1 protein-coding gene is annotated in these 1,278 nt (G+C 58.4%); it reads left to right on the forward strand.

Annotated elements, in window-relative coordinates; all coding sequences use genetic code 11:
• On the forward strand, positions 1–789 hold a 789-nt coding region (locus EV643_RS46345), incomplete at its 5' end, for a hypothetical protein (RefSeq protein ID WP_238166231.1).
• Positions 790–1,278: the final 489 nt, after the last annotated feature.

The raw sequence follows: 1,278 nt of genomic DNA on the forward strand, positions 1-1,278 counted from the left end.
CATCCCGCCCGCGCTCAGCCCCGCCGAGACCACAATCCTCAACGCGCTGCAGGACCCCACTGCAAGGCACTAAGGCATTTGACCCAACTCAGGAGGAATACCCAAGAGACGATCCGGGAATATTTCCGCGAGGAGATCTGGGCCGAGCACTCGAGTCTTGCTGAGCGCTACCCAGGTCACCGTGTATTGATTGATTGGGGTCGGCAATTTATCGAGAAGAATGTCCTTCCCGACCTTTATCGCAGGAACCAGGGTAGGACTAGCGAGACATCGTCATACTTGTGGGTGCATCGAGACGCTCCTCAGACGGTGCGAGAGGCGCTTCGGTTGCTCTGCTATAGCGGCATTCTTCAAGAGGGTGTGTCGGGCATTCGGGCCACTCGAAGCGAACTCGGTACAAGGTATATGGTTAATCTCGGCTGCCAGATCGCGCTCGACGCAGAGCCCGTGGCGTATGGCACCCGCGTCCGTAGATCTCTTTCGGTCAAACGCATGGTCGAATACGGTGCAAATCACCCGGCGTACACGCCGATCGATGAACTGTCCGAAGATGACTTCGATCGCGAGGAAAACGTTGCGTTGGACGCGCGCTTGGACACCTCGGTTGATTCTCTAGATATCTCGCGGTTTCAGCTGTCGAAACTCAACGAACTTGGACTCAAGACGATTGGCAGCGTTCTTCTCGCTGACGAGGCGACATTCAAGAAGGCTCATTACGTAGGTAATGTTCGCGCTCGTCAGATTAGGAATGCCGCCGTAACTGCAGTCCTGGAGTACTTGTCTGGGTGAGCTCGCCGGCCGTGCCCGGGAGCCGAGTCGCTGGGGAGCGAAACGCCATGGGCAGTCTGTCGCTGGATATGCCCGTGACGCCGGTTTGGCTTAAGGGATCGAACACTACTGGGCCGGCGCAGACTGTTTGATGAGAGGCGGTTAGTGACATGCGGTGCTCCCTCTCACTGGGCAGAGCGTTCTCAGAATCAATGAACTCGCCAGTTGTTCCGGCTTGCAGTTGGATCTGAGAGGCGACAGCCGTGTCTATGCGACAGGGACTGGTGCACTCAGGGGAGGGTTGATGCCAACTGCGTACCTTGCCGATGCTGTCGCCTGGCTGCAATGTCCGGATCGCACCAGGCCCGTGACCGCCACCTGTAACGACCATGAGGTTGGTGACGGCGGTTTGGCCGAAGGAGCCTGGACGAGCCTTGGTCTGGCAGGGTCGGCTACCTCCGGCCGACCGGTGTTTCAAGCGACAACCGACGCGGCCTGGAAGATGTCGGT

Source organism: Kribbella caucasensis (genome assembly GCF_004361855.1).
GTDB classification, from domain to species: Bacteria; Actinomycetota; Actinomycetes; order Propionibacteriales; family Kribbellaceae; genus Kribbella; species Kribbella caucasensis.